The organism is Vibrio sp. Vb0937 (assembly GCF_033338855.1).
In genome coordinates this window covers 1-1,107 of the sequence record NZ_JAWOTK010000383.1, presented here as the reverse complement: position 1 = coordinate 1,107, position 1,107 = coordinate 1, and the positions used below count along the sequence as shown (strand labels likewise).

General features: G+C 41.1%; 3 protein-coding genes. All 3 read left to right on the top strand.

What is annotated here, in order from left to right:
* The coding region (locus R7P67_RS25895; protein WP_318086464.1) for a type VI secretion system accessory protein TagJ at nt 1–354 on the top strand (354 nt) is incomplete at its 5' end.
* An 8-nt stretch (nt 355–362) separates the two neighbouring features.
* On the top strand, nt 363–827 hold the full coding sequence (gene tssE / locus R7P67_RS25890; RefSeq protein ID WP_015313304.1) for a type VI secretion system baseplate subunit TssE: 465 nt from the start codon (nt 363–365) through the stop codon (nt 825–827).
* On the top strand, nt 824–1,107 hold a 284-nt coding region (locus R7P67_RS25885; RefSeq protein WP_318086463.1), incomplete at its 3' end, for a type VI secretion system baseplate subunit TssF. The genes tssE and R7P67_RS25885, both read left to right, overlap by 4 nt.

Genomic DNA, 1,107 nt, shown 5'->3' with positions numbered 1-1,107 from the left:
GATGATCGTTTAGGTGGTTACATTGAGCTGTTTTCTACCGCAGGCAACTACTTCCTCGTCCCTATTGCTAGCATCAACACTTTAGAAATCAAATCTGCTACCTCTTTGCTAGAAAGTGTTTGGCGCCCCGTTGAGTTTGACATTGACGGTTTAGGTGAAGGTGAAGGCCATATGCCGATGACTTACGTGGATTCAGAAAGTGATGCTCAAAAACTAGGTCGTGAAACGGATTGGAAACAAACATCTGACAAAGAAGTTTACTTAGGTTTAGGTCTGAAGTGTTGGCTTGTCGGTGAAATGGCGCTGCCGATTTCTGACTTACAAAATCTACAAGTAATAAAAGAGTTGGCGTAAGAGCAATTATGGCTTTAACGGTTTCACTGCTAGACAAGTTGATTGATAGCGACCCAACTACCAGAGAAGAAAAAGATTTTCCTGTCAGTCAGCAACACATGCTCAATGGTTTGTTAAGAGACTTAGAGTCGATGCTTAATAGTCGTATTGGTTGGAAAAATATTCACGAAGACTTTTTAGAAGTTAGATACTCAATTCTGAACTATGGGTTACCTGATTTTTCTTCAATGCCTTATAGCAGCCAAGATGGACAAAGTCAGTTGTGTGACATCGTTTATGAAGCTATTCGGGAGTTTGAACCTCGGTTAAGAAATCCGCACGTTCAAATTTCTGATGAAAAAAATGCGATAGATCGAACCTTACGGTTAGAAATTAGCGCAACTTGTTTGATTGATAATGACATCCACGAGTTGAAATTCAATTCGGAAGTCGAGCCAGTGAACTTAGGAATGAAGTTGAGTCGAGCGAAATGAGTGAAGAGTTTCTAAAATACTACAATCGTGAATTGGCCTATCTGCGACACAAAGGACAAGAGTTTGGCGAGCAATATCCTAAAATTGCGGCTAGGTTACGTATCAGCGAAGAACAAGTTGAAGACCCACATGTTGAACGTCTGTTGGAAGGTTGTGCTTTTTTAACCGCTCGGATAAGACAAAGTCTGGATAACAGTTACCCACAGTTTACGGAATCACTGATGGGACAGCTATATCCGGACTTTCATGCGCCAATTCCTTCGATGTCCGTGATCAAATT